The sequence below is a fragment of the Nonomuraea endophytica genome, assembly GCF_014203235.1.
GTDB classification, from domain to species: Bacteria; Actinomycetota; Actinomycetes; order Streptosporangiales; family Streptosporangiaceae; genus Nonomuraea; species Nonomuraea endophytica.
This window is the reverse complement of the sequence record NZ_JACHIN010000001.1, coordinates 1,219,291-1,245,515: the sequence shown is the minus strand read 5'-3', so window position 1 is coordinate 1,245,515 and position 26,225 is coordinate 1,219,291. Positions and strand designations below refer to the sequence as shown.

Sequence of the window (26,225 nt, the reverse complement as noted above, 5' to 3'; positions counted from 1 at the left end):
TCGCCTTTCATTGCGAATAGGGAAAAACGTTGCCTATGGTACGGTCACCGCGTGGTATCCGACGCCAGACGCAAGGTTTCCGCCAAGTCGGCCCGTGCGGGCGTCGGCGGACTACTCAAAGGCTTCGTCCAGCACCCGATCATCGTCTCCCGCGTCGTCGTGACGAAGGTGAAGTCGGATCCGGTGCGGGTGGCCCAGGCAGCCGCGGACGCGCTTCCGCCGGTGCTGCGTCCCATCGTGGGCAAGGTCGCCTGGCCCGCCGCCCGCAAGGTGCGCTGGGCGGTGCGGAAGATCAGCATGCGCGCGGTCCAGGGCCCGTGGAACGAGGCAAAGGACCACTGGGACGCCGGCCGCATCACCGAAGCGGCCCAGGTGCTCGATCCCCACGTCAAATACCCCTTCGTCAAGCGCAGGGCCGCCTACTACCGGGGCGAGCTGGCCGCGATCAGCCCCGATCCGATCCCGCCGAAGCCGGCCGTGGAGGTCGGTGAGCGGGTTCCCGGGCGGGTTCTGCACTGTGTCACCAACGCCCTGCCGTACACGCAGGCCGGATACACCGTGCGCACCCACCGCATCGTCACCGCGCAGAAGGCGGCCGGGCTCGACCCGCACGTCGTGACCAGCTGGGGCTGGCCGATGCTCCAGGGGCACGCGGACGCGACGCCGTTCGACGAGGTCGACGGCATCCCGTACTACCGGCTCCTGCCGGACGGGCGGGGCGAGATGCCCTTCGAGACCACCGGGCGGATCATCAGGGGCGCCGACGAGGTGACCCGGCTGGTCGAAAAGTTGCGGCCCCAGGTTCTGCACGCGGCGACCGACCATCGCAACGGGTCGGTGGCCCACGCCGTACGTCAGCGGACCGGCACGCCCTTCGTCTACGAGGTGCGCGGGTTCCTGGAGGAGACCTGGGTCTCGCGTGATCCCGGCGTGCGTACCGGCAGCCAGCGCGCGGTGCTGCAGCGCGAGCGTGAGGCGTTCCTCATGCGCGAGGCCGACGCGGTCGTCACGCTGGCCGAGACGATGGCCACCGAGATCGTCGAGCGCGGGGTGCCGCGCGAGAACATCTACCTCGCGCCCAACGCCGTGGACGACTCGCTGCTGAGCGTCTCCTACGACGGCGGCGCGTTCCGCCGGGACATGGGGATCGCCGACGGCGAGATCGTGGTCGGCTCGGTCTCCAGCATCGTCGGTTATGAGGGGTTCGCCACCCTGCTGCGGGCGGCGGCGTACCTGCGCGACCAGGGCACCCCGGTGCGCGCGCTGATCGTCGGCGACGGCAGCGAGCGGGAGAACCTCCTCGAACTGGTCAAGGAGCTGCGCCTGGACAGCGCGATCCTGCCCGGCCGGGTCGATCCTGAAGAAGCGCTGAAAGCTCAGGCGGCGATCGACATCTTCGTCTGCCCTAGGGAGGACCTGCGGGTTTGCCGACTCGTTACGCCATTGAAACCCGTCGAGGCGATGGCGCTCGGGAAGCCCGTCGTACTCAGCGATTTGCCCGCTCTGTCGGAGCTTGTCGGCTCGGACGGCGCCGGCCTGCTCGTGCCGCCCGGAGACCCGGAAGAGCTCGCGAAGGCGCTTGCCGCGCTCCGCGAGGACCCCGCCAGACGTGCTGAGATGGGTGAGGCAGGACGGGCTGAAGTGGCCGCCAAGCGGACCTGGAGCCGCGTTGCGGAGACTTATCGAACGCTCTACCGATCCCTTGACGAACGATGACCCGGGATTTGCCTGCCGGTTGTGACGGGTTCGCTCGCATTAGGCGTGAGCTGAGTGGACTTGAGATAACCTTTGCGACCATGAAGTGTTGTTTCCGGCTCGCCAAGGTACAGCTGTGACAGAAATCGACCGGCCTGTCATCGATCTGGCTGTCATCGGCCTGGGATACGTCGGCATGCCGCTGGCCAAGGAGGCCGTGGCGGCTGGACTGCGGGTCGTCGGCGTCGACGTCGACCCCCGCAAGGTCGACGCGCTCAACGCCGGTCAGTCCTACATCGATGATCTGACGGACGCCGATCTCGAGCACATGCTGGACAACGGCTTCAGCGCCACGCTCGACGAGTCCGTGCTGGCCAAGAGCAACACCATCGTCATCTGCGTGCCCACCCCGCTGGACGAGGACCACCGCCCGGACCTGTCCGCGGTCGAAGGCGCCACCGGCACGGTCGCGCGCAACCTCACCAAGGGCACGCTCGTCGTGCTCGAGTCCACGACCTACCCGGGCACCACCGACAACGTCGCCCGCCCGCTGCTCGAAACCTCGGGTCTCATCGCCGGCCAGGACTTCCACCTGGCCTTCTCGCCCGAGCGCATCGACCCGGGCAACCCAAAGTTCGGCCTGCGGAACACCCCGAAGGTCGTCGGCGGCTACACCACCCCGTGCCGCGACCGCGCCGCCGCGTTCTACGCGCAGTTCATCGAGCAGGTCGTGCCCGTCAGCGGCACCCGCGAGGCCGAGATGGCCAAGCTGCTCGAGAACACCTACCGGCACGTCAACATCGCCCTCGTCAACGAGATGGCGATCTTCTGCGACGAGCTCGGCATCAACCTCTGGGAAGCCATCGAGGCCGCGGCCACCAAGCCGTTCGGATTCCAGAAGTTCCTGCCAGGACCGGGCGTCGGCGGGCACTGCATCCCCGTCGACCCGTCCTACCTCTCGTACACGGTACGCAAGCTCGGCTACCCCTTCCGGTTCGTCGAGCTGGCCCAGGAGATCAACGAGCGGATGCCGTCGTACGTGGTGGCCCGCGCGCAACGCCTGCTGAATCGGCATAAGAAGGCCGTCAACGGCGCCAAGGTGGTCATGCTTGGCGTGACCTACAAGGAAGACATCGCCGACGAGCGGGAGACGCCGGCCCTGCCGGTGGCGAGGGCCCTGCTGGAACTGGGCGCCGACCTCTCCTACGTCGACCCGCACGTCAAGGAATGGCTCGTGGACGGCACTCCGGTGCCGCGTGAGGAGGATCTGGCCCAGGCCGTAGTGGAAGCGGACGTGACCCTGCTGCTGCAGAAGCACGCCGCTTTCGACCTCGGGATGATCGAGGAGAAGGCCCGGCTCGTGCTGGACACCCGCGGTGTGCTCACCGAGGGTGAACGCGTCGAGCGGCTGTAGCGACGGAGGCTGCGCGCAGTGCACGTGCTCGTCATGACGGTGGTGCATCACCCCGAGGACGCCAGGATCCTGCACCGGCAGATCCGCGCGCTCGTCGATGCCGGTCATGAGGTCACGTACGCCGCGCCGTACACGGCGCGCGGAGTCGTTCCCCGCTCCTGGGTGAACAGCGTCGACCTGCCGCGCGCCGCCGAGCGCAAGCGGATCTCGGCCGTGCTGGCCGCCCGCAAGCTGTTCAAGCGGATGCGGTCCAAGGTCGACCTGGTGCTGATCCACGACCCCGAACTGCTCTTCGCGGTCTGGGGTGTGCGCAAACGCCCGCCCGTGGTCTGGGACGTGCACGAGGACACGCCGGCGACGCTCTCGCTCAAGCACTGGCTGCCGTCGTTCCTGCGCCCGCCGGTCCGCTTCTTCGCGAGGCTCCTCGAGGGTACGGCGGAGCGGCACCTTCACCTGCTGCTGGCCGAGACCGCGTACGCGGGCCGGTTCAAGCACGCCCACCTGATCGTGCCCAACGAGACCTGGGTGCCCGACACCGTCACCGCCCCCGGCGGCGACCGGGTCGTCTACCTCGGCTGGCTGTCCTGGGCACGCGGCGTACGCGAGGCGGTCGAGGTGGCCCGCATCCTGCAGCCGTACAAGGTGTCGGTCGAGCTGATCGGCTACGCCGACCCGCAGAGCCGTCCCATGCTCAACGAGGCCGTGGCCGAAGGCGTGCTCGAATGGCGCGACTTCATGCCCAACGACGAGGCGCTCAAGCGGCTCGACGGGGCGCTGGCCGGGCTCTCGCTGCTCCACGACGAACCCAACTACCGCCACTCCATGCCCACGAAGATCGTGGAGTACATGGCGCACGGCATCCCCGTGATCACCACCCCGTCGCCGCGCGCGGTGGAGCTGGTGGAGCGATACGACAGCGGCGTCGTCGTGCCGTGGCAGGACCCCAAGGCCGTGGCCCAGGCGGTGCTGACGCTCCGCGACGACGTGCGCGAACGCCAGGGGCAGGGCGCCCGAGGCTACGCGGCGGCCCGCGCCAACCACCACTGGCCGAACTCCGCCAAGCGGTTCGTCGCCCAGCTTGAGGCGTGGGCCGGGGTGAAGAAGTAGCTCTGGCTGTTTATTTCCGGCACATCACGAGGGCGGTAGGTTCCTGAACGTGCGCTGGCTCCTCGTACTCCTGGGCGTAGCGATACTCGCCGCTGTCGCGGCTGTGGTCATCGTGCTGCCCTCCTCCTCGGAGAAACCGATCAAGACCAGCAGCAAGCCGGTCGCGAGCCCCACCAAGGAGCAGCCGACCCCACAGGTCTCCGAGTTCAGCGACCCGTGCGGCACCTTCGACACCGACGAGAAGTACACCTACGCCGTCACCGGCTACTGGATCATGCCGAAGTCGAACCCGTGCACCTGGCGCCACCAGTTCCAGGAGATCCACCGGGTCGGCGGCGACACCGTCATCAGGATCGGGTACGGCATGCAGTACCGGCCGATCGACGACCAGGGCCGCATCCTGCGCCGCGACAACAACCAGGTCGACGACCTCTACGCCGGATGCGTCGAGAACGGCAGGACCTGCCGCCAGGCGGCGGAGGACGACCTCAAGAAGTTCAACCCGGGCAACCGGATCGCCAGGACCTTCGTCTACCGGACCGACGAGTCGTACAGCACCAGCATTTTCCGCTGCACCGACGTGGAACGGACCATCGAGGTCGACAAGCGCGTCTACTTCCGCCTCATCGCGCCCATGGACGGCTCCGACGACGCGAGCTGCAACTTCGACGGGGCGGGCAAGTACGACCTGATCCTCGTCGCAGCGTCGAAGATGGACAGCCTCACCCAGCTGCTCAAGCTGGGCGACCAGTTCGGCGTCCGCGTCTTCCCCGCGCTGCCGCTGGCCCCGCGCGACCAGAAGACCCCGACCAGGGCCAACCCCGCCCACATCGGCGCACTGACCACGCTCACCCGCCGCATCCTGCAGGACTACGGCGCCCGCTTCGAGGGCCGCGCCGCGCTCGGCGGCGTCTACCAGCCCTTCGAAGTGCAGATGGGCGCCACGCTGACCAGCAACCCCACGCTCCACGTCTACGCCGACCAGCACGAGATCGTCGAACAGGAGCTTCCCGACAAGCCCATCCTGATCAGCCCCTACCTGGACGCCAGAAAGCGGGTCGGCTTCGGCCAGACACCGCTGCAGGTGGCCGAGGCGTTCAAGGCGCTGGCCAGGACCGGCGTCGGCATCATCGCCCCGCAGGACAGCCGGGGCACCGGCAAGGTCGGCCTCTTCTGGCCCGACCAGCGCGACGACGACGTCGACCCCCGCCTGCGGTCGCTCGTGGGCGAGAGCACGTACGGCGACGCCTACCACGGCTCCACCCGCGACTACTACCGCGAGATGTCCATCGCCCGCGAGCAGATGCTCGCGGAAGGCTTCAAAGTGGACCTCTGGGCCAACGTCGAAGCCTTCGAACCCTCCGGCGACCAGCCCTGCACCCCGCAGGGCACCCGCGGCAAGACCGACAAGAAGCGCCTCGACCAGGCCGTGACGATGGCCGGCCGCTACGTGCAGAAAGTCGTCTCCTACATGTGGAGCGACTACATGACCTGCGGCGACCCGTCCCTGGAGAAGGAGATCATCAAGGACTACGCCCGCCCCATCGCCGTGGACGCCATCCGCCGCAACCGCGACATCCAGGACGGCATGGAAATACGCGGCTACAACCTCGAAGGCGGCAGCATCACCGTCGAATGGAGCGGCGGCACCAAGGACCTCGACATCGCGGGCGTGGGCTGGCTGGACAAGGCCCCCCAGGACGCCAGCCTCGCCGAAGGCCTGCAGACCGCATGGGTGCCCTTCGACTGGTCACAGGTGCCGCCCGGGGAATGGATCCGCATCGGGGTGAAGCTCCCCTCTGGACAGGCGGCGACGGAACCGCTTCGGGTCCGGATCAGCGTGTAACGTGCGGAGCATGGTGCCGAGCGTCCCGGTGAGCGTGGACCTGGTCGTGCTCACGGTGCGCTGCCAGGCACTGAGCGCGCTGGTCTGGCGCCGGGACAACCCGCCGTTTCTCCGGCGATGGTCGCTGTCGGGTGGCTTCATCCAGCTGGACGAGGACCTGCCGGACGCGGCCCGCCGGATCTTGGCCGAACGAGCGGGCTTGCCGGGCGCGCCCGTGCACTTGGAGCAGTTGCAGACGTACGGTTACCCGGATCGTGACCCGAGGCAACGCGTGCTGAGCGTGGCCTATTTGGGATTGGCCCCTGATTTGCCGGCGTCGGAGAAGGCGCACATGGCGTGGATCCCGGCGGCGGAACTGACCGTGATGGCCTTCGACCACAGACGCATCATGCTGGATGCCATCGAACGGGCACGGGCGAAGCTGGAGTACACGTCACTGGGCGCCGCCTTCTGCCCACCGGAGTTCACGGTGGCGGATTTGAGGCGGGTGTACGAGATCGTGTGGGGCAGACTCCTGGACCCCCGCAACTTCCACAGAAAGGTAACGAAGGCAGAGGGCTTCCTGGTGGAAACCGGAGCCACCACCACCCGGGACGGCGGCCGCCCAGCCAAACTCTACAAACGCGGCCCCGCCGAACTCCTCCACCCCCCGATGCTCCGCTCCTAAGGGCAAGGACTTCGCTGTCGCTCAGACGTTTTTCCACGACCCACCCGTTGCCCGGTTGGAGTGTTAGCCAGCTGATGCCCACCCCGCCACAAAGGACTTCGCTCCGCTCAGGCGCCCTCCCAGGCCCACCCGTTGCCCAGTTGGGGTGTTAACCAGCTGATGCCCACCCCGCCACAGATGTGGTCGCTTCGCTCCCGCGCTTCTCCAGTCGGGCCGAGGGCCCGACCCCTGTAGGGCTTCGCTCCGCTCAGGCGCCTCCCCCAAGGGGCAAGCCCAGGCACAGCCGGAGGGGTCGCCGAACCTCGACACCCCAGCCACGTGTATCCACCATCCAAGTCCTCAAAAAAGAGGTCAGCCAACCAAGTAAACTGCAGCAAGCCTGCCAACTGAGCCACGTTTTCGTGAGATCCTTACGATTCCGGCCCTGTGTCGAAGCCAATGACGCAAGGTAAGGTCTGAACGTGTTGATCAGGTTCTCGGCTGCCAACTACCGTTCGATCAGCGAACCCATCGAGCTCTCCATGGTCGCGATCGATCGTGATCGAGAGGAGGCACGTCCGGTCTCCCTGCTCGGAGAGAGCCTTCTGCCGATAGCGGCGATCTACGGCCCGAATGCCTCAGGTAAGTCGAACGTGATCGACGCGCTGGTCTGGTTGCGCGATGCCGTACGGCACTCTCTACGCATCTGGGATGACGAGATCCCCATCGAGCCTTTCGCTTTCGGAGACGGCCCGGCCACCCCGAGCAGCTTCAGCGTCGAGATCGCGATCAAGGGTGTGCGATTCGAGTACTTGCTTGAACTGGATCGTGAACAGGTCGTCTACGAAGGGCTCTTCCACTACCCGGAGAAGAAGCGGCGGAGAGTCTTCGAGCGAGAGGAATTGGAGCTGAAGCTCCAGCGTGGACTCGGGGGTCTGTCCGGCACGCGGGAACTGATGACGCAACGCACCTTGGCGCTCTCGGTCGCGCGGAGGTTCGACGAGCCGCTCGTGACGGACTTCACCACGAGCCTCATGAGAATGCACGTGCTTGGGCAAACGGCCAAGCGCCGAATGCGTGGCATGCCACCCGGTGCGGCTCCGCTCTCGACCCTTCGCTGGTTCGAGCAGCCGGGGGATCAGCTCTCGTTGTTCGGGGAGAGCGAGCTTGACGTCGGCGTCATCGGGGGCCGCGAACAAGCGCTGTCGCTGCTGCGGCTCGCCGATCTCGGCATCGAGGACGTGATCATAGAGGACCAGGACTATTCCGACGCCGGTGGCCGAGCTCGACGCCGGTTTCGCCTGCTCCACAAAACGCTGAATGAAACCATGCCGTTCGAATGGAACGCCGAATCAGAAGGAACCAGGACATGGTTCGCACTCATCGGTCCGGTTCTGACCGCGCTCAGGGCGGGCACTGCCGTTCTGTTTGACGAACTGGATGCGAGTCTGCATCCGACCTTGTCTGCCGAGTTGCTCCGCATCTTCCACAGCCCGGTGACCAATCCGCGCGGCGCCCAGCTTGTCTTCACGTCCCATGATGCCAGCCTGTTGAATTCTCTCAACAGAGACGAGGTATGGCTGACGGAAAAACGCCCGGACGGTTCCACTCGTCTCGGCGCGCTGGCCGACTTCGCGGGAGAGCGGGTCCGGAAGTCGCAGAACCTGGAAAATGCCTATCTTCATGGCAGGTTTGGCGCGCTTCCCCAAGTGGAACAGCACGCGCTGTTGCGGGCGCTCGGGCTGGTCGGCTGATGGCCGCGAAGGGCCGCCAAAGGGGTGGCAGGCCACTGCGGCGGCAGGCGGAAAAGCGCCTTGAGCTCCGCACCATCGTGGTCTTCTGCGAAGGCCGGAACTCGGAGCCCGACTACATCAATGGGCTGAAGAAGCTGGCGCACATAGCCGAGAACACCGCGCTGAGCATCCACATCCATCCCGATCACGGCGTTCCGCTCACGCTGGTTCGCAGAGCCGTAGAGTACAACAAGGATCCGGAGGTGGATGAAATGCTGGTGCCTTTTGATGTTGAGTGGCCACTGAATCATCCGAACCTCGCGCAGGCGGTCAATCTCGCGCAGTCCAACGACACCAACCTCGCGATATCCAACCCGTGCTTCGAGATCTGGTTAATGCTGCACCATCAGGCTTGCGGCGCCTTCATGGACACCGAGTCGGCGGAACGGTTATCGCGCAGGTTGGATGGGAGACCCGGCAAGAGTATCGACGCCGAAACGTACATGCCCATGCGGAAGAAGGCGGCGCGTCATGCCGAGAGACTCGACGTCCGGCATGATCAGAACGGAACAGTCTTTCCTCACGACAATCCGTCTTCTGGGATGTACACGTTCCTGTGGAGCCTGGAGGGCAAGGGCTGAGATGTCATCCGCCGAAATCCTGGTGTAACGGGGCGGTCGTACAGTGGGGTGGCATGAGGATTGTGGTGGATGATCTGTCTGGGGTGCGGATCGCCGAGTTTCTTGAGGAGCATGTGCGGCAGTTGCGGGCCATTTCGCCGCCGGAGAGTACGCATGCTCTTGATCTTGATGGGCTTCGTCGGCCGGGGATCACCTTTTGGTCCATGCTCGACGGTGAAACCGTGGTCGGGTGTGGGGCGGTCAAGAGGTTGGACGCCGGGCATGCCGAGTTGAAGTCGATGCGGACCGCGGTGGATCGGCAGCGTGGTGGCATCGCGTCTCGGTTGCTGGAGCACATTCTTGGCGAGGCCAGGGGCATGGGGTTCGGGAGGGTGAGCCTGGAGACGGGGTCGGAGGAGTTCTTTCTGCCGGCGCGCAGGCTCTACGAGCGGTTCGGATTCGGCTATTGTGATCCGTTCGGTGGTTACCGGCCTGATCCCAACAGCGTGTTCATGACCAGGCTTCTCTGAGGAATGATCGGGGAGGGCGGTGTATGAGACAGCGAACGCCGCAGGAGAAGAAGCTGCTGAGCTACGCCAAGGACCGGCGCAACGCTTATGGCGAGAATGACAAGAGTTCTCGCAAGAACATCCGGCGCAACAAGCGCGTCCCGCACCGCGCCAACAGGCACCGGGCGCACCAGATCCTGGAAGCCGCCATCGGTGTTGTGGACGAGGCGGTGGAGGAGCAGGTCGAGCAGTGGGTCGGGCGGCGGCGTCCCAAGCGGTGGCGGAAGGTGGCGGACGTTCCGCTGGGGGAGATCGTGCGGGCCAAGCTGTCGTGAGGAGTACGCACGCGATCGAGCTGGGGCCTGGCGTGGTCGTCAAGCGCTACCGGTCCGTCGAGCACGGGCAGCCGGAGCGGGAGTGGCGGGCGCTGGGGTTGCTCGATCGGTACGCGCCTGGGCTGGCGCCCGCGCCGGTGAGCGCCGATCTGGACGGCGAACCGCCGAGTGTGGTGATGTCGCGAGTCGCGGGCTCGCCTGTGGACGAAGCTGTCCAAGGTGTTCTGGCTGACGCGGTGGCTGAGGCTGTGGACAGGGTGCAGCGGTCGGTGCCGCGGGCCGTACTGGAGAAGATGCCCGCGCGGGCGGGTGATCCGGGCGCGTTGCTTGAGCAGGTGCGGGGCTGGTTCGCGAAAGGCCAGGAAGAGGGGACAGCCGCGGACGGGCTTCACCAAGTGGGCGCGGACGGGCTCCGCCAAGGGGTCGCGGGCGCGCTTCATCAAGCGGGCGCGTGGGCGGGGCAGCAGGGCTTGGCGGAACGGCTGGCGCGGCCGGGCACCCCGGTGTTCGGCACCGGTGACGGAAACCTGGCCAACTACCTCTGGGATGGACGCCGCATCCGTCTGGTCGACTTCGAGTACGCGGGACGCAGTGACCGGGCCTTCGAGCTGGCCGAGGTGCTGGAGCACATCTCGGTCTGGCGCGACGACTCCAACGGGATGGGTGCTGTTCTGGAGCGGTTGGAGCTGACGGCCGAGGAGACCGCCAGGCTCACCGAGTGCCGTCGGCTACTTGCGCTGTTCTGGCTGCTGCGCACGCGCGCGGCAGCGCCGGCGGAGCGGATGCTCGCCCTGCTGTAACAACACCGGACAGGCCCTGCTCTGAGAACAAGAACACCTGACAGGCCCCGCTCTAACAACACCGGACAGGCTCTGCTCTGAGAAACATCTGACAGAAGGACCTCCCTCACCTCTACGAAGAGGTGGGAGGACGCTAGAGGTTCGAAGCGGCGGGTCAGGGGACGAGGGTCCAGCCGGCCGCCTGTTCGCGTTGGCGCCAGTAGCCGGCGAAGCGGCCGTTCAGGGCCAGGAGTTCGGGCAGGGTGCCGGACTCCACCACGCGGCCCGCCTCCAGGAACACGATCTGGTCGGCGCGGGCGATCGTGCTGAGGCGGTGGGCGATGATGAGCGTCGCGCGGTCCTGGCCGGTGGATTCCAGGGCCCCGATGATGGCGCGTTCGTTGTTGGTGTCCAGGGCGGCGGTGGCCTCATCCAGCAGGAGCAGGGGGGCGTTCTTGAGGAGGGCGCGGGCGATGCTGACGCGCTGGCGTTCGCCGCCGGACAGGGAGGTGCCGCGTTCGCCGACGCGGGTTTCCCAGCCGTTCGGGAGGCGGACGATGATCTCGTCGAGCTGGGCGGCCGTGGCGGCGGCGCGGATCTCGTCCTCGGTGGCGGCGGGGTTGCCGAGGCGGACGTTGTCGTACAGGCTCGCGTCGAACAGGTACACGTCCTGGAAGACGATGCCCAACTGGCCCATCAGCACGGCGGGGTCGTAGTGGCGGACGTCGTGGCCGCGGACGTGGACGGCGCCGGCGGCCACGTCGTGGAAGCGGGCGATGAGCGCCAGCAGGGTGCTCTTGCCGGCGCCGGAGGGGCCGACCACCGCGGTGGTGGTGCCGCGTTCGACGGTGAGGGAGACGCCAGCGATGGTGTCGTGGCCGGGCTCGTAGCCGAAGTGGACGTCGCGCAGTTCCAGTGCGGCGGCGTCTCGGCGGGGGAGGATCTCCTCGTCGCCTTGGGCGGGGTCCAGGGCGGGGGCGTCGAGGATGGCGTGGACGCGGGCGAGGGTGCCGCGCATGTTCTGCAGCGCGGGGGACAGGTCGGCCAGCGTCGTGAACGGTTCGATGAACCGGACGATCACGATGATCACCGCGACCACCTCGGCCGCGTTCAGCTCGCCGGAGACGCCCAGGGTGACGGCGGTGGCGGCCAGCCCGAGGAGCGCCGCCTGGGTGGCGAATCCGAAGACCAGCTGGCCGGGGATGCCCAGTCCGATCAGGCGCAGCGCGGCCTTGCGCTGGCGGGTGAGTGCCCGTCCGATCGCGGTTCCTTCCACGCCGGTACGGCCGGCCGTACGCAATGCCGGTTGTGACTGCGCCAGCTCGATGACGCGCTGAGCGAGCTCACCGGAGGCGGCGTCGTAGGAGGAGTCGGCGGCGCGCAGCCAGCGCCCGCTCAGCCACAGCGCTCCCAGCAGCAGCGGGACGGCGGCCAGCGCGACCAGACCCAGCGGCCATGCGACGAACAGCAGTCCGGCCCCGATCAGCGCCGGCAGGGCGAGGGCGTTGACGGTCGGGGTGAGCAGGTGCGTGATGCCCTGGCAGAGTTCGCGGCCGGAGGAGGTGAGGGTGCGCTGCGCGCCGGTGCGGCGCTCGCTGGTGAACCAGCCCAGCGGGATGCGCTGCAGCCGGTCCACGATCTGCGTTTCCAGGTTGTTGAGCAGGCCGAAGCCGATGGCGAAACCGGCCCCGGTGACGGCGTAGTCGCTTGCCCATCCGGCGGCGACTAGCGCGGCCAGGACGGCGATCCACGGGAGCGCGTCGGCGGGGGTCGCGGAGAACAGGGCGGACAGCAGCGGCACCAGGCTCAGCATGGCGCCGGCCCGCAGGATGGTGCTCAGCGTGAGCAAGCTGGCGTAGCGGACGGCGGCGCCACGGTCGCCGGCCAGGCGGAGGGTCTGGAAGATCATGCGGAGGCCTTCGGCTGCTCGATGATGGATGTGGCCTGCCACAGCTCGCGGTAGAGCCCGGGTTCGGTGATGAGGCGCGCGTGCGCGCCCTGCTGGACGATCCGCCCGCCGTCCAGCACGACGATGGTGTCGGCGCCGGCCACGGTGTGCAGACGGTGCGCGATCACCAGCACGGTACGGCCGGCCACCAGGTGACTCAGCGCCTCCTGAACCTGGTGCTCCGATTCCGGGTCGGCGTAGGCGGTGGCCTCGTCGAGCACGAGCACGCCCGGGTCGGCCAGCAGCGCCCGCGCGATCGTGAGGCGTTGCGCCTCGCCGCCGGACAGCCGGGCCTCGTCGCCGAGCATGGTGTCGTACCCGCTGGGCAGCCGGATGATCCGGTCGTGGATCTGGGCGGCGCGGGCCACCCGTTCCACTTCCTCGCGGGTGGCGTCGGGGCGGGCGAGCGCGATGTTGTCGTGGACGCTGCCGCGGATCAGCGCGACGTCCTGGAAGACGAAGCCGACCGTCCGGTACAGGTCGGTGAGGGGGAGTTCGCGCAGGTCCACGCCGTCGATGGTGATACGGCCGGCCGTGACGTCGTGGAAGCGGGCCAGCAGCGCGGCGAGCGTGGACTTCCCGGCGCCGCTCGGGCCGACGAGGGCGGTGACGGTGCCCGGCCGGAGTTCGAGGTCGATGCCGGACAGGACCTCGTGTTCCGGGGTGTAGCCGAACGAGACGCCGGAGAAGCGCACCGGGCGGCCTTCGCCGGCCGGGAGTGGCCGGGGCGCGTCGGGTTCGGGGAGCTCGGGCTCGTCGAGGAGCAGTCCGATCCGCTGGGCGGCGTCGAGGGCCTCGCGGGCCGAGCCGAGCCCGTACCCCGCGGCGAGGAGTTGCGCCCCGAACGTGACCCCCAGCAGCAGGAACGGCAGCAGATCCGCGGCGCTCAGCACCCCGCCGGCCACCATCAGGCCGCCCGTCACGATGATCAGCAGGAGCGATGTCAGCGGCCTGGTGACCAGGTCGACCACGGTTTTGCGGCCGCCGAGCGGGCGTTGCCACGCGTCGAGGAAGCGGGCGCGCTCCTCCAGCGTGGCGCGGAAGCCGCCGGCGGGCCCGGCGTCGTAGGCGCGCACGACGGCCAGCCCGTCCACGTACGCGACCGCCTCCGAGGCGACCCGCGTCTCCCAGACCGAGAACTTCGGCAGCGCCGCGCTGGAGGCGGCCACCATGCGCCCGGTCAGGACGCCGTAGAAGGCCAGCGGCACCAGCAGGATCGCGGCCAGCCCCGCCGAGACGGTGAACAGGTAGCCCAGCACGGCCAGCGGCGTGACCACCGCCGCCACGATGTCGAGCACCGCGTGCGTGACCAGGTAGTGCACGCTGGCCGCGTCGTCCTGCACGGCCTGCTTGATCTTGCCGGAGGTGCGGTCGGTGAACCAGCCCAGCGGCACCCGGGCGAGCTTGCGCACCACGCTCGCCCTGACGTGGTGGCCGAACCCGGCGTCGAGCACGTGCATGGCCGCCACCAGCACCCCGGCCAGCGTCGTGCCCACGCCGAGCAGTACCACCGCGAGCAGCCCGAGCTCCGTCACGCCCGCGGCCACCGCGCCGCCGGCCAGCAGGCGGCGGCACAGCTCGGCCAGGATGAGGTACGGCGCGAGCTGCAGCAGCGAGACCACGGCCTGGAAGACACCGGCCAGGATGAGCCGCGACTTCAGCGGCGCCAGCAGCCGGGCGCCGGCCCGCGAACGCCACTGCCCGGTCCGCTTGGGGGTCTCCGGCCGCTCCTCGCTCTCGGTGGGGCGGTCCACGCCCATGGCCTTGCCCTTGATCCAGTACGCCCGCGACTTCACGTCCGCCTTCGGGAAGCCGAGCTCCTTCAGCCGTTCGCGCACCCGCTTGGTGGCGGCGGACTCGGCGGTCACCCACGCGTACCAGTCGGACCAGTCGCGATCCTCCACCGCGCGGGCGAGCACGGAGTCGTCGCCGGTCGCCGGCACCCACGTGACCCGGGCGCGGGGGTGGGCGGTGAGCGGGATGTGCAGGTCGTCGTCGTGGAAGCGCTCCAGGATGACCTCGACCGGGGTCGTCTCTGGCACCGCCGCCAGGATCGCGTTGATCCCGGGCAGCGCGGCCGCGTCGCCGACCAGGAGGTATCCGTCGGGCTCCGGTGTGGGTGCGGTGAACTGGCCGGATGACCACCGGCTCACCTGGACGGTGTCGCCGACCTTCACCCCGCGCGCCCAGATGCAGGCGGGACCGGCCGGCTCGTGCAGGACGAACTCCAGGCTGACCTCGCACGCGTCACTGTCCGGGGCGACCAGGGTGTAGCCGCGCTGGTGCTCGCGGCCTGCGCGTTCCGGGTCGGGGGCCCACATGCGTACCCAGCTCGCCGGCTCGATCGGCGGGCCGTCGAACAACGTCGGCGCGTGGAAGGTGATGCGCCGGAAGTGCGGGGTGATGTCGGTGTACGACACGACGGTGAGCGTGTGCTCGTCGGCGCCGAACGCCTTCATCACCACCCCGCCGTAGCCGCGGGCCATCTCAGTGTTCCTCTCGTAGTGCGGCGGCCAGGTCGGCCACGTCGCGCCCGGGCGGGAGCTTGGCCACCAGCCCTTCGGCGAGCGAGGTCAGGACCAGCTCGAAGTAGTCGTCGGCGGTGTGGGCGGGGATGCCCAGGCTGGCTGCCTGCACCAGCGGCGAACCGGCCATCGCGGCCAGGGCCTCGCGGGTGTTCTCCTCGGCGCCGGGAGGGTCGATCCGGGCCTGGGCGTCCTGAGCCTGTTCGGCGGCGACGATCCCGATGGTGACCGTGGCCACGGCGGAGCTAAGCACGGTGGCGGCCGCGGGGGCGTACCCGCGCCCGGCCAGGGTCCTGATCTGCGTTTCGAGCAGCCGGACGCCGGACGGGCCGCGTGGGAACAGCCGCTGCAGGTATTGGGCGGTGCCCGGATGGGCGAGCGTGAACCGCCGCAACTGGCGGCCGAACGCCACGAGGTGCGCGGCGGTGGGGTGCTCCGGGTCGTCGTGGAGCGTGAGCTCGTTCAGGATGGCTTCGCCGACCAGGGTCTCCAGCGCCGCGCGGCTCGGCACGTGCCGGTAGACGGCGGTGGGGGTGACGCCGAGCGCATCCGCGACCGCCTGGACCGTCAGGTCCTGCAGCCCGATGCGTACGCCCGCGGCGACCACGTCCTCGTGGCTGAACGTGGCTGTCCGCCCACCAGTCCGCACCGCTCGCTCCTATAGGTAAGGCTAACCTTAGTTATGGCCCATAACTTAGGAGACGGGCGGGCGTAGCGCAAGAGGCGCGGACCGGGGATTACAGTGTGGCCATGCCTCGTTTCCGCGCCATTTTGGACACCATGCCCGCGTACAAGGCGGGCAAGGCCGTCGTCAGCGCCGACGGCCGGTCCCACAAGCTGTCCTCGAACGAATCCCCCTATGACCCGCTGCCTTCGGTCGTCGAGGCGATCGCGGAAGGCGCGCGGCAGATCAACCGCTACCCCGACCCGGCATCAGTGCGGCTCACCGAGGCGCTAGCCGCCCGCTTCGGCGTGCCCGCCGAGCACGTCGCCCTGGGACCGGGCTCGGTGACGGTGGCGCAGCAACTGTTCGAGACCGTGAGCGAACCGGGCGCCGAGGTGATCTACGCCTGGCGTTCGTTCGAGGCCTACCCGCTGCTGGCCGACCTGGCCGGTGCGGTCTCGGTACGGGTGCCGCTGGTGAACGAGGAACACGACCTGGACGCGATGGCCGACGCCATCACCGACCGGACCCGGATGATCTTCGTCTGCACCCCGAACAATCCCACAGGCGTGCCCATTGGGCGGGACCGGCTCACGGCATTCCTGGACCGGGTGCCCGCCAACGTGCTCGTGGTGCTCGACGAGGCCTACCGCGAGTACGTGCGCGACGAAGACGTCCCCGACGGCCTCGACATCTATCGCGAGCGCCCCAACGTCTGCGTGCTGCGCACCTTCTCCAAGGCGTACGGCCTGGCCGGGCTGCGGGTCGGCTACCTGATCGGACACGAGCCGGTGGCCGCGGCCGTGCGCAAGGTCACCATCCCCTTCGCCGTCAACAGCCTCGCCCAGATCGCCGCCCTCGCCTCGCTGGAGGCGGAGGACGAGTTGCTGGCCAGGGTGGATGCCGTAGTCAAGGAACGCACGCGGGTCCGGGAGGCGCTCATCGCCCAGGGATGGGAGGTGCCGCCCACCGAGGCGAACTTCGTCTGGCTGCGGCTGGGGGACCGTACGTTGGAGTTCGCTTCTGCGTGTGGGATGGAGGGCGTGGCCGTGCGTCCCTTCGCCGGTGAGGGGGCACGCGTGTCCATCGGCGACCCCGAGGCCAACGACACCTTCCTCAAGGCGGCCGCCGCGTTCCGCTAAAGGCTAAGGCGCTTCGCGCGTCTTTTGGGGCCCGCCCGTTGCCCAGCTAAGTGGTTGGGCAGTTGGAGCCTGCCCGGGATGCGAGGTGCTCCGCTTCGCTCCGCGCGTGTCTCCAGCCGGGCCGTGGCTCCGGCCCCTGGAGGTCATCGCTCCGCTCGGGCCGCCTGCCTTTGCGTGCGCCTCCGGCACACGGCTTGCGCTGTGCGGAGAGCGATTGCTGGGCGGGGAGCGACTCCGGTTGGCCGGGGCGGCCCCGGTTCATTGGCCGGGCGGCCACGTTTCAGCCGATGTAGGGTTCCCGCCGCTCTGGATCGAGGGCATGCTCCAGCCGTAGCCGCTGCGTCGGATGAAGGGCCAGCTCGTCGAGTTCGCCGCGGGTGACCCAGCGGACCTCTCGCGCCTCGTCGGTGGCCTGCGGCGTACCGCTCACCGGCCGGGCGCTGAAGCACACGTTGAACTGCTGACGTACCTCACCGTCGCTGTAGGCGATCACATGCCGGGGGTCGCTGTAGATGCCGACGAGGCCCGTGATCTGGACCGCAATCCCCGTTTCCTCCAGGACCTCGCGCACCACTGCGGCAGCGATCGTCTCGCCGACATCCATCACGCCGCTCGGTAGTGACCACAGCCCGCTGTCGCGCCGTTCATGCAGAAGCACACGGCCCTTTTCGTCGACGACGACCGCCGAGCCACCGGGCACGATCGAGTTCGGGGCCGGCGCTGCTGGGTCGTTGTAGTAATCGGTGCGCGCCACGCCGACGGCCCTACCCCGCCGTGACGGACTCCAGTCTCTTGGTTGTGCCCCAGATCTGCTCGAACTGGTCGGCGTATCGTGTGAAGACGCCATGCGGAGAAAGCTCACGGAGGTGGAGGGCCGGGTGCTGGTAGCCGCGGGCCCGGTAAAGATACGGGGTGACGATCATCTCGCAGTCGAACCGGTAGATTGCCGAGTAGAGGTGCACTTGATGGAGGCCAATGTGCACGCCGGGCACCTCGCGCAACTCTCGGATGTGGTTGAGGGCGTTGCGGATACGGCCGGGCAGAGTGCCGCCGAGCTGCTCGAGTTCGTCCCGCTCCCGGACGTGCTCGTAATCGGGGTCGGCGAGAGCGATCCGAACTCGGGCACCCGCCGCGCATTTCGCGGCGATGAGCTTCGGGAGGTCGATGTGCTGCTCCCAGATGAACAGGAAGCAATAACCCACGATATCGATGGTCTCGTGGGCACCGACCAGGAGGGATTCCCAGAGCGAAGCGGGAACATCGACGCGATGCGCGTAGGCGCCGACGACTTCGCTTGTCACCACACCGCCGGGGGTTTGGTCCGACCGGGTCATGGGCCACAACGTGGCTTCATCCTCATTGACGGTCGCTGCGATGGCGAGCCGATTGGCGCGATGGGGAACGCGGCCGTTCATCCATCTGGTCACCGTCTTGACGTCGACACCTGCGGCGTCGGCGAGAGCGGCTCTGGTCACGCCTGATCGCAGCATTGCGGTATGTAGTCGGTCGTTCGCTGGGAGAGGCATGGGGCCTTTATACGACTCCAGGACGTCCCTGTAATGTCCTTCTGGACGTTCCGGCGTCCCCTCGCTCTTTCGCACCATGTATGACATGCGTTCAGACATGGATGGCTTGTACGCCTGGTACGTCGGGAACGGCGATAGCTGCGCATCGCTTGGTATCACCGACGAGTTCCAGCGTGCCGATGCGCATATGGCCGAGGCGATCGAGAGCCTGCCCGGTAAATCGATTGTTGGGGTCATCCGGCAGGCTTGGCTCAACAGCGCGGCGCTCAACTCCTCGTATGTGTACGGCAGAGTGTTGGTCCAATTCCGGCGCGACAGAGAGACCGGCGTCGCGCGCGGGGTCGCTGATGCGTAGCGAGCCGACGAATGGGCGTGGCGGTTGCACCGCTGCCCCTGTGGCCGTCCTCGCGCCGCCGTCCCCGGCGTCCGCAGTCAAGCAGGCGCATGTGGAATCGGCTGTGGTGTGGGCGTCGCGGTCCCGCCGGTCGGGGTGCCGTCCAGGAGTTGCATCGCCCGTCCAGCACCTGCGACGGGCATGGACCGGTAAGCCGTGCGGGGCTGGTGATCCGGGATGAGCCACCGTGCGCCTCCCGAATGGGAAGTCAGGCGGACGATGCGGACCAGGCGCGGCCTGCGCATACCCGATCAGAACCTTTGGACGGGCGAGCTCCATGCCTTGCCGCTGGTGTTCGGCTGGGATCCTGCGGTAGGGGACATCCGCTTGTCCTACCTTGATCCCTCTGACGATGACTTTGAGCACGGCGTTGTGTGGGTTCGCCACAAGCAAGACAGATCAGGGCTATATCGGTGGAAGGCGATCAACACACCGCGCACCCGTGTCATGCTGCGCGAGCACCTGTGCATGGTGGACTCCGCACCGTGTGTCCGCGACGACGGCCGGATCTCGTGGCTCTTCCGGGACAATCCTGTGCTCTCACCGGACGGCACACCCATCACGAATCTGCCGCCGACGTGCCTGGACTGCATTCCGGAGGCGCTGAAGACGTGCCCACGGTTGGTGGATCGCTTCCACAGCGTCACCGTGGCCGCCACTAAGCCGTACGCCGTGACCGCGGACCTGTACATGCCCGGTGAACTGGACGCGACGCCGGTGAAGTTCGCCCACGAGGTCAGCATCCCGTACGGCCACGGCCACGATCGGCTGCTGCGACTGGCCCTGGGCAAGCAGCCCTGGGTGCGGCTGATCGACATGCGTGATGAAGAGTTCGGCTTCCCGAGTCAGGGGACTGGGCGTGAGGGGTAGCGCCCTTCACGGTAGAGCGCTGGGTTGGCGAATCGTCAGGGCATTCCGGCCCAAGTTGAAGCGAGGGTGGGGAAGGGCTGCACGACGGGCAGGGTGGGCTCCAACTGCTCAACCACTTAGCCGGGTAAGGGGTGGGGCCGCAGGAGGAACGCCCCGGAGGGAGGACCTTGCCTGTTCACTCCCACTTCAGCAAGCGGGACAACGTGATCAGGTGCGAGGAATTGGCGGACGTGAAGTTGGTGTACTTGGCCGCCACCAGGGCCTTGATCTGCGCGTCCCACTCCGCGAGCTCGATCCACGAGTGCAGGTAGTAGTCGGTCCCGTTGGCCGCACCGGTCCCGTCCACGCGGAGGCTGAACATGGGGGCGGTGGCGGAGCCGTTCCACATCTTGAGTTTGAGGGTGTTCTTGAGGGCGATCATGTCGGCGGCGGTCATCACCTGCCCGCGCCGGTACGACTCCAGGAACGCCGACAGGTCCACGTTCGCGTGGGAGAGGTCCTCCTTCATGGTGGTGTAGGTGCCGTAGTTCCAGATGTAGGCCCCGCCGGAGTTGACCAGGTTCGACTTGGCCCACTGGGTGACGGAGTTCGCTCGGGACAGGTACGTGGTGTCGCCGTTGAGGCCGTGCAGGACCGTCAGGAGGTTGGCCATGCCGAGGGCCATGTTGAAGGGCAGGTCGTTGGTGGTGCCGGTGTGGGAGAGGGTGTCGATGTTCGGGGGCTGGCGGTAGGTGGTGCCGTTCCACGTGTTGCCGAGGTAGGTGCTCTGCTCCCAGCGGGGCACGATCTCGGTCTCCAGAAAGCTGCGATACGCCGCCGCTTTCGCGCTATATCCGGATAAAGCGGGGGTCTGGGCGACAAGTCGCGAGAACTCGGCCATCGGGATGCCGATCATCGCGTCGTGCACCATGTACGGGAAGCGGCCGCTCAGCTTCACCTCGTCGAACGACGCCGATCCGGCCACCGTGTAGGAGGCGTGCTCCAGCCACACCCGAAGCTGCGGTCCACCGGTCGGCAGCTTGCACTCGACCTGTTTGAACGTCCAGCTCGTCGAGGTGTAGTCGAGCGCGCAGATCGTCGTGGACCCGTTGCGCAGCACGATCCGCCCGGTCACCGACCCGGCCTTCTTGCCCCATCCGCGCAGAACGTAGGTGGATCCGCCCTCGTAGGCGCTGTTGACGTTCTGGTAGAGCTTCTTCCACTTGGTCTGATCGGAGACCACCCGCACCGACTGGGTCCCCTCGACCGTGTCGGTCGTGCGATGGACGTGGCTGCCGGTGTCCTGAAAGCGAGTCCACGAAGCGGGCAGGGTGGCGTCCCCGGAGGTCGAGCTCTCGAAGCCCGTGTTGGCGATCTCGACCGGCGAGTACCTCTCGGTGCTCCACCCGAGGAACCCGTCACCGTCCACGTCGTCGGCGTTGGCGATCACCGTGTCGGCGTGGGTGACGAGCTTGTCCAGCCAGGCGGTGTCCTGGGTGACCTGGTAGACGTCGAGGTAGCTGCGCATGATGTAGCTCTCGCCCCAGGCGAGGGTCGCGCTGCTGCGGTCGTTGTAGACGGAAGCGCCGATCTGCGCCTCAAGCGCCCTGTACTTGGCGAGCCAGGGGCTGTCCAGGGAGTGCGCGCCGCCAAGCGCCAGTGCCCCGGCGACGACCAGGTTGAGTAACACTACGACCCCCTTCGGGCATGCCAGTTGAGATAGGCCACAGAGCCCAGATAAGACCCGAGCTGCGGTTGTACGGCGCGGCCGTCATAGATGGCCCGCGAGTGTGTGAACACGGTCTCGTCCCACTGCGCCACGGCCATCCACCGCGGCGCCTGCAAATACTGCCCGGCGGTGGTGGTGCTGCCGGTGCCGTCGACGCGCTGGTAGGCGGTGGCGATGCCGTCCGCGCCGGGCGGCGCCACGAGGTTCTTGCTGTAGGTACGCGCGAAGCGCGCCAGGTCCACGCCCTTGTAGAACAGCCGGTTGCGGAAGACGGCGGCGGCGAACTCCACGTCGATCGCCCCATGGCTGAGGTCCTCGATCTGCCGCGCGGGCCCGCCGGAAGGCGTGAACTCCGAGACGCCGTCGGCCTTGGCGAACCCGTTGTAGGTCCGCCCGAACGCCGGCCAGTACGACCACACGTAGGCGTCGTCGGCGTCGGCCCTGACCTCGCGCAGGAAGGTCCTGGCCATGCGCCGCGCCCGGTCGGCGTAGAAGGGGTCGCCGGTGGCCGCGGCGAGTTCGGCGTAGGTCTGGCCGAGCGCGAGGCTCTGGTTCGTGGGCTGCTCGGTGCCGTCGTAGGCGAGCGGTGTGCCCTTGTTCCACACGAAATACCCGTGGCCGTCCTCGGTCTGCCGCCACTCGTCGTCGTGGATGGCCGCCGCCTCCCGCGCCGCCTTCAGGTACTCCACCGCCTTGTGCCGATATTTCGGTACGGCCCGCAGCCGCGGACTCCGCAGCACGAGCTTGGCGAACGACGCCATCGGATAAGTGATCATGCCGGTGTGCACCGTGAAGATCACCGGCTGGGACACGAACGGCGTGGCCCCGAGCGCGGGCACGGCGTTCCCCGAGGGCGCGGCCCGCAGTTCCCGCGCCGTCACCAGCGTCGGCGTCGGATAGGCGTCGAGGATCCGGCTGACCGCGTAGTCGGGCGCCGCCGGGTCCAGCGACAGGTCGGTGAAGGTCGCCACCAGGTTCGTCCGGTTGTTGCGCACCTCCAGCGTGAACCGGTCGGCCGAACTGCCCGCCCGCACGGTCGCCACCGCGTTGTCGGCGTAGGTGAGGGCGGTGCGGATCTCGACCAGCGCCTTCCCGCCCGCGTCCTTCAGCGTCACCAGGCCGACGGTGTAGGGCGCCATGGCCCGCCAGCCGGGCAGCGAGCGGCCCCGGTGGTCGGTGACGCCGCGGGCCGAGTCGCGTCCGGCCAGCACCAGGTCGATGTTGTGGATGAGCCGGTCGAGGTAGTGGGTGTCCTTGTACGCCTCATACATCCGGATGAACCCGGCCAGCACGTACGACTGGCCCCAGGCCAGGCCGCCGTGCTCGTTGGTGTCGGTCGGCTGGCCGGCGCTGCCGCTGTCGTGGAAGATCCGGTCGAACAGGTCGAAGGTCTCGCGGGCGGTGTAGTCGTGGGCGGTGGCGGCGCGTGCCGTGCCGGAAAAGACAGGGAGGGCAGCCGTGCCGGAGAGGGCGAGGGCGCCGAGCGTGAACTGGCGGCGGGACAGACGCATCAGGACCTCCGGGCGAACCAGTTGAGATAGGCGACGTTCAGCAGCGTGGAGCCCGCCTGGGACTCCACGGCGTGGTCGTCGTAGACCTTGCGGGCGTGCGTGAAGAGGTCGGGGTCCCACGGCGCGACGGGCATGAAGCGGGGCGCCTGCAGATATTGCCCGGCCGGGGCGAGGCCGCCGCCGCCGTCGACGTAGAGGAAGGTGGTGGCGACGCCGTTGTCGCTGGTGGCGAGGTTGCGGGTGTAGGTGCGGGCGAGGCGGGCCATGTCGTGGCCGCGGAATCCGAGTCCGGCGCGGCGGGCGGCGGCGGCGAACTCGACGTCGATTCCGGCGTGGCTGAGGTCCTCCATCTGCTGCGCGCCCACGGGCGGCCGGCCGTACGACGGCGTCCATTCCGAGACGTCGTCGGCCTTGGTGTAACCGCGGTACATCACCCCCGAGGATGGCCAGTAGGGCCAGACGTAGGCGTCCTTGTCGTTGGCGCGCAGGTCACGGCCGAATGCGCCGGCCATGGCCCGGGTGCGCTCGCGGTAACGGCGCTCGCCGGTGGCGACGGCGAGCTCCGCGTAGGTCTGGCCGAGTCCGAGCGACTGGTTGTGGGGCTGCTCGGTGCCGTCGTAGGGGACCGGCATGTGCTTGGGCCAGATGAAGTAGCCGTCGTCGTGCCACTCGCGGTCGTGGATGGCCGCGGCCTCGCGGACGGCCTGCAGGTACTCACGCGCCTTGTCCCGATATTTCGGGATGCGTTGGAGTCTGGGGCTCTGACGGACGAGGCGGACGAAGGCGGCCATCGGGTAGGTGATCATGCCGGTGTGCACGGAGAAGTGCACCGGCGCCGCCGCCATCGGGAACGTGCCGTGCGCGGGCGCGCCGGCGGCGAGCCGTTTGGCGGTGACCATGTTGGGGGTGGGGTAGGCGGCCAGGACGCGCTCGACGGCGTTGTCCACGGTGTCGTCCACGGTCAGGTCGGTGAAGGTGGAGACGCGCTTCTTCTTCGGGTTGTCCACCACGATCGTGAAACGTTCGGCCGAACTGCCCGCCTTCACCGTGACGACGGCGTCGCTGACGTTGGTGAGCGCGCTGCGCACCTCCAGCACCGGCGTGCCGGCGGCGTCGAGCAGGGTCACCCCGCCCGCGGTGTAGCTGGTGTTGCGCCAGCCCGGCAGCGACAGCCCCCGGTAGTCCGTCACGCCGCGCACCGAGTCGCGCCCGGCCAGCACCAGGTCGGCGTTGTGGATGAGCCGGTCGAGGTAGTGGGTGTCCTTGTAGGCCTCATACATCCGGACGAACGCCCACAACACGTAGGACTGGCCCCAGCCGAGGGCGCCCAGCTCGTTCGTGTGCGTGGGCTGCCCGGTCAGCCCGCTGTCGTGGAAGACCTTGTCGAACAGGTCGAACGTCTCCCGGGTGGTGTAGTCGTAGCCTGCCGGGCGGACGCTGAGGGGTAACCCCAGCGCGATCGCGCCCATACCGAACTGCCTGCGGGTCAACATCGCGGTCAGCCTTTCACTGCGCCTCGCATGCCTTCGAGGACGTGGCGTTGCATGAGCATGAAAACGACGACCACCGGGATGATCGAGATGATCGTCCCGGCGGCGAGTGTCCTGACGTCGGTGCCGGTGATTCCGGCCAGGTAGGCGATCCCGAGCGCGATCGGGTACTTGGCCGAGTCCTTGAGCACGACCAGCGGCCAGATGAAGCTGTTCCAGACCGAGATGAAGCCGAAGATGGCGAGGATGGCCAGCGTGGGCCGGGCGGCGGGCAGCATCACGTGCCAGAAGATGCGCAGCTCGTGGCAGCCGTCGGTGCGGGCGGCGTCCACGATCTCGCGCGGCACCCCGGCGAACGTCTGCCGCAGCAGGAAGATCCCGAACGCCGACAGCAGGCCGGGCAGGATCACCCCGGCATAGGTGTCGGCCAGGCCGAGCTGCGAGACCACGAGGAACCGAGGGATGAGCATCACTTCGCCCGGCAGGAACATCGTGGACAGGATCGCCAGGAAGATCAGGTTCCGGCCGCGGAAGCGCAGCCGCGCCAGCGGGTACGCGCACAGCGCCGAGACCAGCACGTAAGCCGGAACCATCGCCCCCACGTAGATGACCGAGTTGAGCAGATAGCGGGGGAACGGGATCGCCGTCCACGCCTCCTTCACCCAGTCCAGGACCGGCGGCCGAGGGATGATGTCCGGCGGAAACGCGAAGACCGCCTGGTCGGAGGGTTTCAGCCCCGACGACAGCAGGATGAGGAACGGGCCGACGAAGACCAGGGCGATCGTGGTGAGCAGGACGTACATCCCGATGTTGCGTGTTCTCACGACTTCCCCCTGGTGAGGCGGTGGTTGAGTATCGCCAGCGCGATCATGACCACCCAGAGCACGAGGCCGATGGCGCTGGCGTAGCCCATCTCGTAGTGCTCGAAGCCGGCCGACCAGATGTAGTAGCCGAGGGTCAGCGTCGCGTCCTGCGGTCCGCCCCGGGTCATCACGTACACCGAGGTGAAGGCCTGCATCGCGTCGAGCATCTCCATCGTGAACGCGACCGCGATGTACGGGATCATGAGCGGCACGGTGATGCGCCGCAGCCGGTCCCAGGCGGTGGCGCCGTCGACGCGGGCCGCCTCGTAGAGCGAGGTGTCGATGGTCTGCAGCCCCGCGAGGTAGATCATCATGTAGAAGCCCATGCTCTTCCAGCCCTCGACCACGATGAGCGCGGGCAGCGCCCAGAACGGGTCGAGCAGGTACTGGATCGGCTGGTCCAGCAGGCCGGCGCCGGTGAGGATCCAGTTGAGCACGCCCTGCTGGTTGAAGACGTACTCCCAGGCCACGGCCACCGCGACCATCGAGGTGACCACCGGCAAGTAGTAGAGCATCCGGAAGGTCCTGATCCCCGGCAGCTTCTGGTTCACGAGTACGGCCAGCAGCAGCGGCAGCACGACCAGCAGCGGGAACAGCCCGATCAGGAACAGCACCGAGTTGAGCGTCGCGGTCCAGAACTTCTCGTCGCCCAGGAGGCGCACGAAGTTGTCCAGCCCGACGAAGGCCGGCGGCGAGACCACGTCGTACTTCATGAACGACAGCTGGATCGCGGTGACCGCGGGCCAGACGAAGAAGACCCCGAACAAGGCCAGGGCCGGGAGGGCGAAGAGGTAGGGGGTGTACCACCGCTGTCCGGGCATTGGTAGTCCTAAAGATGGATAACGGCGGGCCAGAATTTTCTGCAGCGTACATAGCCCAGGGATTGACGGCAAGAGCGCC

General features: G+C 68.1%; 23 protein-coding genes. 13 read left to right on the top strand and 10 right to left on the bottom strand.

The window, feature by feature from the left end; translation table 11 throughout:
* The first annotated feature begins 51 nt into the window (after positions 1-51).
* The 10 genes from HNR40_RS05935 (at position 52) to HNR40_RS05890 (ending at position 10,705) form a co-directional block, all read left to right on the top strand.
* Positions 52-1,716 (top strand): glycosyltransferase family 4 protein, encoded by a 1,665-nt coding sequence (locus HNR40_RS05935; RefSeq protein WP_312896197.1) that lies wholly within the window; start codon positions 52-54, stop codon positions 1,714-1,716.
* A 115-nt stretch (positions 1,717-1,831) separates the two neighbouring features.
* Positions 1,832-3,109, top strand: a complete 1,278-nt coding sequence (locus HNR40_RS05930; protein ID WP_312896196.1) for a nucleotide sugar dehydrogenase — start codon at positions 1,832-1,834, stop codon at positions 3,107-3,109.
* An 18-nt stretch (positions 3,110-3,127) separates the two neighbouring features.
* Positions 3,128-4,216 (top strand): glycosyltransferase, encoded by a 1,089-nt coding sequence (locus tag HNR40_RS05925; RefSeq protein WP_184958901.1) that lies wholly within the window; start codon positions 3,128-3,130, stop codon positions 4,214-4,216.
* A gap of 49 nt (positions 4,217-4,265) precedes the next feature.
* Positions 4,266-6,062, top strand: coding sequence for a DUF4434 domain-containing protein (locus HNR40_RS05920; protein WP_184958900.1), 1,797 nt, complete (start codon positions 4,266-4,268; stop codon positions 6,060-6,062).
* Between the two features lie 10 nt (positions 6,063-6,072).
* Positions 6,073-6,729 (top strand): NUDIX hydrolase, encoded by a 657-nt coding sequence (locus tag HNR40_RS05915; protein WP_184958899.1) that lies wholly within the window; start codon positions 6,073-6,075, stop codon positions 6,727-6,729.
* A 461-nt stretch (positions 6,730-7,190) separates the two neighbouring features.
* Entirely contained in the window at positions 7,191-8,462 is a 1,272-nt protein-coding gene (locus HNR40_RS05910; RefSeq protein ID WP_184958898.1) for an AAA family ATPase, read from the top strand.
* Positions 8,462-9,082: an RloB family protein gene (locus HNR40_RS05905; RefSeq protein WP_184958897.1), complete on the top strand. Its 621-nt coding sequence runs from the start codon at positions 8,462-8,464 to the stop codon at positions 9,080-9,082. The genes HNR40_RS05910 and HNR40_RS05905 overlap by 1 nt, the downstream gene beginning before the upstream one ends.
* Before the next feature lie 53 nt (positions 9,083-9,135).
* Positions 9,136-9,591 carry a GNAT family N-acetyltransferase gene (locus tag HNR40_RS05900; protein WP_184958896.1) on the top strand — a complete coding sequence of 152 codons (456 nt, stop codon included), beginning with the start codon at positions 9,136-9,138 and terminating at the stop codon, positions 9,589-9,591.
* Positions 9,592-9,614: 23 nt separating this feature from the next.
* Positions 9,615-9,905 carry a hypothetical protein gene (locus HNR40_RS05895; RefSeq protein WP_184958895.1) on the top strand — a complete coding sequence of 97 codons (291 nt, stop codon included), beginning with the start codon at positions 9,615-9,617 and terminating at the stop codon, positions 9,903-9,905.
* Complete coding sequence (locus tag HNR40_RS05890; RefSeq protein WP_184958894.1) at positions 9,902-10,705, top strand: phosphotransferase family protein; 804 nt, start codon at positions 9,902-9,904, stop codon at positions 10,703-10,705. Before HNR40_RS05895 ends, HNR40_RS05890 begins: the two co-directional genes overlap by 4 nt.
* A 154-nt stretch (positions 10,706-10,859) precedes the next feature.
* On the opposite strand, the gene HNR40_RS05885 is transcribed toward HNR40_RS05890, so the two are convergent.
* Genes HNR40_RS05885 through HNR40_RS54240 form a run of 3 tightly spaced genes read right to left on the bottom strand, consistent with a single transcriptional unit; the run spans position 10,860 to position 15,806 of the window.
* Complete coding sequence (locus HNR40_RS05885; RefSeq protein ID WP_184958893.1) at positions 10,860-12,593, bottom strand: ABC transporter ATP-binding protein; 1,734 nt, start codon at positions 12,591-12,593, stop codon at positions 10,860-10,862.
* Complete coding sequence (locus tag HNR40_RS05880; protein ID WP_184958892.1) at positions 12,590-15,118, bottom strand: ABC transporter ATP-binding protein/permease; 2,529 nt, start codon at positions 15,116-15,118, stop codon at positions 12,590-12,592. Before HNR40_RS05880 ends, HNR40_RS05885 begins: the two co-directional genes overlap by 4 nt.
* A gap of 1 nt (position 15,119) precedes the next feature.
* Entirely contained in the window at positions 15,120-15,806 is a 687-nt protein-coding gene (locus HNR40_RS54240) for a TetR/AcrR family transcriptional regulator (protein ID WP_184958891.1), read from the bottom strand.
* 101 nt (positions 15,807-15,907) lie between these two features.
* Between HNR40_RS54240 and hisC the strand changes: the two genes are divergently transcribed.
* Positions 15,908-16,963 (top strand): histidinol-phosphate transaminase, encoded by a 1,056-nt coding sequence (hisC, locus tag HNR40_RS05870; RefSeq protein ID WP_184958890.1) that lies wholly within the window; start codon positions 15,908-15,910, stop codon positions 16,961-16,963.
* Positions 16,964-17,243: 280 nt separating this feature from the next.
* Here hisC and HNR40_RS05865 read toward each other — a convergent pair whose 3' ends face one another.
* The gene (locus HNR40_RS05865) at positions 17,244-17,717 is read right to left on the bottom strand and encodes an NUDIX hydrolase (RefSeq protein WP_184958889.1); all 474 of its coding nucleotides are present in this window, start codon (positions 17,715-17,717) and stop codon (positions 17,244-17,246) included.
* Positions 17,718-17,727: 10 nt separating this feature from the next.
* Entirely contained in the window at positions 17,728-18,453 is a 726-nt protein-coding gene (locus HNR40_RS05860; RefSeq protein WP_184958888.1) for a DUF5919 domain-containing protein, read from the bottom strand.
* Positions 18,454-18,574: 121 nt separating this feature from the next.
* Here HNR40_RS05860 and HNR40_RS05855 point away from each other — a divergent pair, with 121 nt between their 5' ends.
* Positions 18,575-18,844: a hypothetical protein gene (locus HNR40_RS05855; RefSeq protein WP_184958887.1), complete on the top strand. Its 270-nt coding sequence runs from the start codon at positions 18,575-18,577 to the stop codon at positions 18,842-18,844.
* Positions 18,845-19,060: 216 nt separating this feature from the next.
* On the top strand, positions 19,061-19,753 hold the full coding sequence (locus HNR40_RS05850) for a hypothetical protein (RefSeq protein ID WP_184958886.1): 693 nt from the start codon (positions 19,061-19,063) through the stop codon (positions 19,751-19,753).
* A gap of 175 nt (positions 19,754-19,928) precedes the next feature.
* On the opposite strand, the gene HNR40_RS05845 is transcribed toward HNR40_RS05850, so the two are convergent.
* From HNR40_RS05845 to HNR40_RS05825, 5 genes are read right to left on the bottom strand one after another with little or no spacing between them, the layout of a single operon-like run.
* Complete coding sequence (locus HNR40_RS05845; RefSeq protein ID WP_184958885.1) at positions 19,929-21,422, bottom strand: hypothetical protein; 1,494 nt, start codon at positions 21,420-21,422, stop codon at positions 19,929-19,931.
* Positions 21,422-22,972: an AGE family epimerase/isomerase gene (locus HNR40_RS05840; RefSeq protein ID WP_184958884.1), complete on the bottom strand. Its 1,551-nt coding sequence runs from the start codon at positions 22,970-22,972 to the stop codon at positions 21,422-21,424. Before HNR40_RS05840 ends, HNR40_RS05845 begins: the two co-directional genes overlap by 1 nt.
* Positions 22,972-24,465 (bottom strand): hypothetical protein, encoded by a 1,494-nt coding sequence (locus tag HNR40_RS05835; RefSeq protein ID WP_184958883.1) that lies wholly within the window; start codon positions 24,463-24,465, stop codon positions 22,972-22,974. Before HNR40_RS05835 ends, HNR40_RS05840 begins: the two co-directional genes overlap by 1 nt.
* 5 nt (positions 24,466-24,470) lie before the next feature.
* Positions 24,471-25,286: a carbohydrate ABC transporter permease gene (locus HNR40_RS05830; protein WP_312896195.1), complete on the bottom strand. Its 816-nt coding sequence runs from the start codon at positions 25,284-25,286 to the stop codon at positions 24,471-24,473.
* Positions 25,283-26,146 (bottom strand): carbohydrate ABC transporter permease, encoded by an 864-nt coding sequence (locus tag HNR40_RS05825; protein WP_184958882.1) that lies wholly within the window; start codon positions 26,144-26,146, stop codon positions 25,283-25,285. Before HNR40_RS05825 ends, HNR40_RS05830 begins: the two co-directional genes overlap by 4 nt.
* Positions 26,147-26,225: the final 79 nt, after the last annotated feature.

Bases quoted from the DNA above. Each gene is read 5' to 3' on its own strand.
- HNR40_RS05915 (WP_184958899.1), top strand. From the start codon at position 6,073: ATGGTGCCGAGCGTCCCGGTGAGCGTGGACCTGGTCGTGCTCACGGTG.
- HNR40_RS05905 (WP_184958897.1), top strand. From the start codon at position 8,462: ATGGCCGCGAAGGGCCGCCAAAGGGGTGGCAGGCCACTGCGGCGGCAG.
- HNR40_RS05900 (WP_184958896.1), top strand. From the start codon at position 9,136: ATGAGGATTGTGGTGGATGATCTGTCTGGGGTGCGGATCGCCGAGTTT.
- HNR40_RS05895 (WP_184958895.1), top strand. From the start codon at position 9,615: ATGAGACAGCGAACGCCGCAGGAGAAGAAGCTGCTGAGCTACGCCAAG.
- HNR40_RS05885 (WP_184958893.1), bottom strand. From the start codon at position 12,593: ATGATCTTCCAGACCCTCCGCCTGGCCGGCGACCGTGGCGCCGCCGTC.
- HNR40_RS05880 (WP_184958892.1), bottom strand. From the start codon at position 15,118: ATGGCCCGCGGCTACGGCGGGGTGGTGATGAAGGCGTTCGGCGCCGAC.
- hisC (WP_184958890.1), top strand. From the start codon at position 15,908: ATGCCTCGTTTCCGCGCCATTTTGGACACCATGCCCGCGTACAAGGCG.
- HNR40_RS05860 (WP_184958888.1), bottom strand. From the start codon at position 18,453: ATGCTGCGATCAGGCGTGACCAGAGCCGCTCTCGCCGACGCCGCAGGT.
- HNR40_RS05855 (WP_184958887.1), top strand. From the start codon at position 18,575: ATGCGTTCAGACATGGATGGCTTGTACGCCTGGTACGTCGGGAACGGC.
- HNR40_RS05850 (WP_184958886.1), top strand. From the start codon at position 19,061: ATGAGCCACCGTGCGCCTCCCGAATGGGAAGTCAGGCGGACGATGCGG.
- HNR40_RS05840 (WP_184958884.1), bottom strand. From the start codon at position 22,972: ATGCGTCTGTCCCGCCGCCAGTTCACGCTCGGCGCCCTCGCCCTCTCC.
- HNR40_RS05835 (WP_184958883.1), bottom strand. From the start codon at position 24,465: ATGTTGACCCGCAGGCAGTTCGGTATGGGCGCGATCGCGCTGGGGTTA.
- HNR40_RS05825 (WP_184958882.1), bottom strand. From the start codon at position 26,146: ATGCCCGGACAGCGGTGGTACACCCCCTACCTCTTCGCCCTCCCGGCC.